This window comes from Actinomyces polynesiensis (genome assembly GCF_000820725.1).
Lineage (GTDB): Bacteria > Actinomycetota > Actinomycetes > Actinomycetales > Actinomycetaceae > Pauljensenia > Pauljensenia polynesiensis.
On record NZ_CCXH01000063.1, the window covers coordinates 1 to 6,367 of the forward strand.

Below are 6,367 nucleotides of genomic sequence, written 5' to 3' on the forward strand. Positions count from 1 at the left end.
TGACCACGGGCCGGGCCCCGGCAGCCCCCACGAACCCGGCTCCCACGTCCCCCGCACACGCAGCGCCGGCCCGCGGCGGCGCCCCCACCGACACCCCCACCGCCGCCACCGACATCCCCGCCTCCGCCTCCGACATCCCCGCGCTCCCCGGACCGGGCGCCACCCCCGCGCCGGGCATCGACGTCCTCGCGCCCTGGGGTCCCCAGGGCCCGCCCCCGACGGACCGGTGGCGCACCGACATCCTCGGTCCCGGCTTCGAGTCCCGCACGATCCCCCTCCTGCCGGACGACGAGGGCGAGGTCGTGGCCACACTGGTCCGCCACCTGCCCCACCAGGACCCCGGCGCCCCGGAGGACGCCCTCGCCTTCCCCCGCTTCGTCGCGCTGTACATCCACGGCCGCAACGACTACTTCTTCCAGGTGGAGCTCGCACGCACGGTCGCCTCCGCCGGGGGCGCCTTCTTCGCGGTCGACCTGCGCAAATACGGCCGCTCCCTGCGGCCGGGCCAGACCATCGGCTTCACGAGCGACCTGTCCGTCTACGACGAGGACATCTCTGAGTCCCTCGACCTCATCCGCTCCGAGGTCGGGCGCCTGCCGCTGGTCCTCATCGGCCACTCGACCGGCGGGCTGACGGCAACCCTGTGGGCCTACCGCCACCCCGGTGCCGTGACGGGCGTCGTGCTGAACTCGGCGTGGCTCGAGATGCAGACCATGGCCGCGATGCGCTCCACCGTGCAGCCCGTACTGGGCCGCATCGCCGCCCGCAACCCCCTGTGGGCGGTGCCCACGGGTGGCGGATCGGACTTCTACTCCCGCTCCCTCCTCGAGGGCTGGGCGGGGTCCGGCTTCCCCCTCCCCTCCCGCCTGCGGGGGTACGAGGGCGACCCCGCTGTCGCGGGGTGGACCTACGCCACCGAGTGGAAGCGGCCGGACTCCTACCCGGCCTACGCCCAGTGGCTCGAGGCGATCCTGGCCGCCCAGGAGCAGGTCGAGAAGCACGTCCATCTCGACTGCCCGGTGCTCTCGATGTGCTCGACGAGCACCTTCACGGGCGACACCTGGTCCCCGGAGGTGTTCGGCTCGGACACGGTGCTCGACGTCGACGTCATCGTGGAACGCTCGGCGACCCTCGGGCCCCTGGTGACGATCGCCCGGTTCCCCGGACGCCACGACCTGTTCCTCTCCGACCCGGACGTGCGCGCCAACGTGCGTTCGGTGATGTCGCGCTGGCTGTCGGCCTTCGTGTGACCTGCGGGTCCGCGCGGGACCTCAGTGACGACCCTGGCGCTCGCCCGCCCGCTCGTACTCGCGGATGATCTCGGCGTTGACCTCGTCCAGCGACTCCGCCAGGCTCGGACCGAGGTGGTCGCCGAGGTGCCACTCGTCCCACCCGTCGAGGCCCGGGTGACCGGAGGCCGCGAGGGCCTCCGTCGGGTCGTCGAACTCACCGGCGGGCACCCGCACCTGCCCCTGCGGGGTGAGCACGCCCTCCGCGGTCGGATCCAGCGAGGGGCGCAGCACCAGTGGCGCCTCCTCCCCCACGATGCGTCCGAGGGCCTCCATCGCCTGGGAGTCCCTCAGGAGCACCGGGACGCCCTCCGGGAGCGGCGCAGGGCCGTCCGCGTGCGGGCGGTCCGCGGAGGACCAGGACGCGGCCTCCGAGGCCTGCGCCGCCTGGGCCACCGACTCCTCGTCCCCGACCTCCGTCGGGACGCCGTGCGCGCCGTGACCGGGTGCCTCCTGCGTGGCTGCGTCCTCCCATGCGCCCACGGCCTCGCTCCACGTCCCCTCGTGGGCGGGGAGGTGGGGGATCGTGGTGGAGGGTCGGGACAGGTCGGGGGTCTCCTCCTCGGGGACCTCGCGGGCCGCGTGCCTGGCCGGGGCCACGGACGTCTCCCGATCCCCGGGGGGCACGATGGGGGTCGGGCCGGTCACGGGGTGTGTGCCGTCGCCGACGCCGGGGGCCGTGCCGGTGGTGGACGGGAGCGACTCCCACTCCGGGACCGCGGAGTCGTCCTCCCCGGCGCCGGCGCCCGAGCCGGGGGCGACGACGTGCTCCTCGGACCCACGGGGACCCGACGGTCCACCGGGCGTGCTGTCGGTCTCCTCCACCGGCGCGTCGACATCCGGGAGCCCGGCACCGTGGCGTCCCGGGGCGGGCAGCGCGGCGGCACCTGTCGGGGCCGAACCCAACTCGGGGATGGACCCGGTGCGCCCGAGGAGGACCTGCGGACTGTGCCCGTACAGGCGCGGACCGACGGCGTGGACCTCGAGGAACGCCCTGCCGTTGGACATCTGGCGCAGGGACATCTCGTGGACCTCGACCCCCGAACTGGCCAGGACGTCCAGGGCAGGGCGGACCTGCAGGTCGATCGAGCCGACCACCATCACCAGACGCGGACCGGGAGCGGGCGAGGGCGGCATCGAGTCGCGGAAGTGGACCCATCCCTCCTTGAACCCCTCGACGTCACCGGGGTACTCGCGGGCGAGGTCGGTCCAGGACAGGGCGGCCGTGTCGGCCAGGCGTGAGAGGGAGGCGATGAGGGTGTCGGAGTCCAGGTGGTCGAGCACCTCCACCGAGACGACCTGCCCGGAGGCGTCCAGGGCCGTCAGGCGTGGCTGCTCGTTGCTGGGGTCCGACACGCGCGACATGTCGCGCCACGTGATGGGGAACAACGGGCGCGAGACGATCTCGAGGACCTGACCGCGGACCGCCTCCAGCACCTCGGGTGACAGTCCGTTGGCGACGGGTCGGCCGAACTGGGCGGGCACCAGGTGCCCGTCCTCGAACTCGAACAGGGCCATTCGTCACCCCCACAGATATGGCCGGAACAGGAATCATTGTCCCACATGGCACGGCCACCGGGGACCCGGCACGCAGCCGCTCCCGTGCCCCGTCACCGGGGGACCGCAGGCGTGCCCGGGGCGGGGCACGGACCGGACGGCCCAGCCGCCCCGCGCCCGGGGGTGCCAGAATCGGGGCATGAGTGCCCCCGACCCGGACGGAACCCCCTCCTCCCCGCGGTCCGGCGTGCCCGGTGGGACGCCGGTCGCCGCCACGACCCTGACATCCACGGCACTGCAGGTCGCGCTCCCGCCCTCGTCGACGGACCCCACCGACGACCCCGCCACCCGCCGCTTCCTCGACGAGCTCGTGGACCTGCTCGAGGGCGAGGTCGATGCCACCCGTGGGACCCGCGCCCGTTTCTCCACCGATGCCGGGAACTACCGCGTCCCTCCCCTGGCGGTCGTCTTCCCCGCGGGCACCGACGACGTCGTGGCGACGTTGGGGGCGTGCCGACGCTGGCACGTCCCGGTCACCAACCGTGGTGGCGGCACCTCCTGTGCGGGCAACGCCATCGGTCCGGGAGTGGTCCTGGACTTCTCCCGTCACATGAACCGGGTCCTGTCCCTCGACCCCGCGGGCCGGACCGCCGTGGTCGAGCCGGGTTGCGTCCAGGCCACCCTGCAGAAGGCGGCGGCCCCCCACGGGCTGCGTTTCGGCCCGGACCCCTCCAGCCAGAACCGCGCCACGATCGGTGGCATGGTCGGCAACAACGCCTGCGGTCCCCACGCCACCGCCTGGGGCCGCACGGCCGACAACATCATCTCCCTGGAGTGCGTGGACGGCCGCGGTCGGCGCTTCACCGCCCGCACCTCCGGAGACCTCTCCGAGGTCCCGGGCCTGGGTGATCTGGTCCGCGACCACCTCGCGCTGGTCCGCACCGAACTGGGCACCTTCGGCAGGCAGGTCTCCGGGTACTCCCTGGAGCACCTCACACCGGAGGGGCACGGCAACCTCGCCGCCATGCTGGTGGGCACGGAGGGAACCCTGGTCACGGTCCTCGAGGTGACCGTGCGTCTGGTCGACCTCCCGACCGCGCCGGTGCTGGTGGCGCTGGGCTACCCGGACATGATCGCCGCCGCCGACGACGTCCCCGCACTGCTCGTCCACCACCCCCTCGCCGTGGAGGGAATGGACTCCCGCCTGGTCGACGTGGTCCGCCACCACGCGGGCCCCGGGGCGGTCCCCACGCTCCCCGAGGGCAACGGGCGGCTGATGTGCGAGGTCGGGGGCACTTCCCCGGAGGACTCGCTGGCGCGCGCGCACGCGCTCGCGGCCGACGCCCACACCGACGCGGTCGCCGTCTACCCGCCGGGCTCCGATGCCACCGCCCTGTGGCGCATCCGCGCCGACGGCGCCGGGCTGGGCGGACGCACCCCCATCGACGCCGTCGAGGGCACCGGCAACGAGCAGGCCTGGCCGGGCTTCGAGGACGCGGCGGTCCCGCCCGCCAACCTGGGCGCCTACCTGCGTGACTTCACCGCCCTCATGGAGGACTTCCACGTCGACGGGCTGCTCTACGGGCACTTCGGGGACGGTTGCGTCCACGTGCGCCTCGACCTGCCCCTCGACTCCGACGAGGGCGTCGCCCACTCGCGTCGCTTCCTGGAGCGGGCGGCCCAGGTCTGCGCGTCCCACGGGGGCTCGGTCTCCGGCGAGCACGGGGACGGGCGCGCCCGCACGGAGCTCCTGCGCTACATGTACTCCCCGGAACTGCTCGAGCTCTTCGCCCGCGTCAAGGACCTCTTCGACCCCGAGGACCTCCTCAACCCCGGCGTCCTCACCGGCCCGCTGCCCTCCGGGAGCAGCTCACCGGAGGTCCAGCCGGGGATCGACCTCCTCGACCAGTTCCTCCGCAGGCCCGCCGCGCGTCCCCTGCCGGCGGCCGGGGGGTTCGCCTTCCGTGAGGACCACGGCGACTTCACCACAGCCGTGCACCGGTGCACCGGTGTGGGCAAGTGCCGGGCCGACATCGCCGGCACCTTCATGTGCCCCAGCTGGAAGGCCACCCGCGACGAGAAGGACGTCACCCGTGGGCGGGCACGCACCCTCCAGGACGCGGCGAACGGCGAACTCATCGCGTCGGTGACGAGCCCGGAGGTCCTCGAGGCGCTGGACCTGTGCCTGGCGTGCAAGGCCTGCTCCTCGGACTGCCCGGCCGGGGTGGACATGGCGAAGTACCGCTCCGAGACGCTGTTCCGCCGCTACCGCGGCCACCGCCGTCCCCTCACGCACTACACGCTGGGGCGCCTGCCGATGTGGACGCGCCTCACCGCCCGGGTCCCCGGCCTGGCGCAGGTGGCGAACGCCGTCATGGGGGTCACCCCCCTGCGGCGCCTGGCGTTCTCCCTGATCGGCCTCGACCCGCGGCGGCCGATGCCGCACCTCCAGTCGGGCACCTTCCAGCGTTGGGCCGCGCACCGGGGACTGACCGCGGGGGACCCTGCCTCCACGGGGACGGGCAGTGGGGGTGGCGTGAGCGCTGGCGGGGCCCGCACCGCGGGCACCGACGGCATCCCGGGGGCGGGTCCGGCGCCGCGGGCGCAGTCACGTCCCCCCCGCCACGTCGTGGTGTGGGCGGACTCCTTCTCCCAGACCCTCGACGACTCCGGCGCGCGCGCCCTCGTCGACGTGCTCGAGGCCAACGGCTTCACGGTCCTGCTCCCCCCTGACGCCTGCTGCGGCCTCACCTGGATCACGACGGGCCAGCTCGACGGCGCGAAGAAGCGTCTCACGGACCTGCTCGGCAAGCTCGGCCCCTACGCGGTCAACGGGATCCCGATCGTGGGGGTGGAGCCCTCCTGCACGGCCGTCCTGCGCGACGACCTCCTGGACCTGGTGCCCGATGACCCCCGCGCCCACGCCGTGGCGGGGGCCGTGCACACCCTGGCCGAGGTGCTCGCCACCGTCCCGGAGGAGGAGCAGGTGCTGCCCGACCTCACCGGGGTCGAGGTGGTGGCCCAGCCCCACTGCCACCACCACTCCGTCATGGGGTGGGCGGCCGACCGCGCACTCCTGGACCGCCTCGGGGCACGTGTCACCCAGCTCGACGGGTGCTGCGGGCTGGCGGGGAACTTCGGCATGGAGCGCGGCCACTACGAGGTCTCCGTCGCGGTCGCCGAGGACGGGCTCCTGCCCGCGCTCGAGGAGCACCCCGGCGCCGTCTACCTGGCTGACGGCTTCTCCTGTCGGACCCAGGCCGAGCAGTTGGCCGACCGCGGGGGGATGCACCTCGCCGCGCTCCTCGCCGGAGGCGCACCGACGCGCCCCTGAGGTGCCCGGGGGTGCTTCAGCGCTGACGCGAGGGCGACAGGGGCAGGATCGGGCAGCCCGCGCAGTGGATGCGGACCTCCTCGGAGTGCCCGCCGTGGCAGGCGCCCAGCCCTGAGGCGCACAGGGAGGTCGCGTCCTCCAACAGCCCGGTGCGCCGCATCTCGTCGACCATGACCTCGGCCAGGGCGAGCGGCACCCCGGCCTCGACCGCCGCGGCGTTCACCGTGGCCCCGCGGCGCAGGGCGAG

4 protein-coding genes are annotated in these 6,367 nt (G+C 74.2%); 2 read left to right on the forward strand and 2 right to left on the reverse strand.

Features of this window, described 5'->3' with window-relative positions:
• Nucleotides 1–134 precede the first annotated feature (134 nt).
• Entirely contained in the window at nt 135–1,250 is a 1,116-nt protein-coding gene (locus TA90_RS02215; RefSeq protein ID WP_052450388.1) for an alpha/beta fold hydrolase, read from the forward strand.
• Between the two features lie 21 nt (nt 1,251–1,271).
• Here the strand turns inward: TA90_RS02215 and TA90_RS02220 are convergent, their stop codons facing one another.
• Entirely contained in the window at nt 1,272–2,807 is a 1,536-nt protein-coding gene (locus TA90_RS02220) for a hypothetical protein (protein ID WP_043534394.1), read from the reverse strand.
• Nucleotides 2,808–2,985: 178 nt separating this feature from the next.
• Here TA90_RS02220 and TA90_RS02225 point away from each other — a divergent pair, with 178 nt between their 5' ends.
• On the forward strand, nt 2,986–6,120 hold the full coding sequence (locus TA90_RS02225) for an FAD-binding and (Fe-S)-binding domain-containing protein (protein WP_082031261.1): 3,135 nt from the start codon (nt 2,986–2,988) through the stop codon (nt 6,118–6,120).
• Nucleotides 6,121–6,136: 16 nt separating this feature from the next.
• On the opposite strand, the gene TA90_RS14820 is transcribed toward TA90_RS02225, so the two are convergent.
• Nucleotides 6,137–6,367 (reverse strand): hypothetical protein (locus TA90_RS14820; protein WP_043534395.1); only part of this gene is annotated, 231 nt, incomplete at its 5' end.

Bases quoted from the DNA above. Each gene is read 5' to 3' on its own strand.
- TA90_RS02220 (WP_043534394.1), bottom strand. From the start codon at position 2,807: ATGGCCCTGTTCGAGTTCGAGGACGGGCACCTGGTGCCCGCCCAGTTC.
- TA90_RS02225 (WP_082031261.1), top strand. From the start codon at position 2,986: ATGAGTGCCCCCGACCCGGACGGAACCCCCTCCTCCCCGCGGTCCGGC.